The sequence below is a fragment of the Planctopirus hydrillae genome (genome assembly GCF_001707835.1).
In the GTDB taxonomy this organism is placed as follows: domain Bacteria; phylum Planctomycetota; class Planctomycetia; order Planctomycetales; family Planctomycetaceae; genus Planctopirus; species Planctopirus hydrillae.
Genome location: NZ_LYDR01000047.1, coordinates 1 through 352, shown reverse-complemented (window position 1 = coordinate 352; position 352 = coordinate 1). Strand labels below are relative to the sequence as shown.

General features: G+C 49.1%; 1 pseudogene. It reads right to left on the bottom strand.

Going from position 1 to position 352, the window contains the following annotated elements:
* A pseudogene (locus tag A6X21_RS06260) lies at positions 1-352 on the bottom strand (ABC transporter ATP-binding protein); the annotation flags it as partial.

Sequence of the window (352 nt, the reverse complement as noted above, 5' to 3'; positions counted from 1 at the left end):
GCGCCTTCGGGCGTGGCGAGTTGCGTTTCCAAATTGGTAATTTCCTGTTCGAGCGCGGCAATTTTATTTTCGGCTTCTTCTATTTGCTTTTCGATTTTTCGGACTTGGCGGTTCAGTTCTTTTTGCTCCTGATACGAGAGTTTGTTTTCCGAAACTTCGGATTTGGGTTCGTTGGGCGACGCGGGTGTTTTGGCGGAAACCTCCAATTGTTGCAGCGTGTCGAGTTTCTTTTTCTCCAAGAAATCGTAGATGCCGCCCAAGTGTTCCACTACTTTTCCGCCGCCAAATTCATACACTTTCGACACCAATCCGTCGAGAAATTCGCGGTCGTGCGACACGATAATCGCCGTGC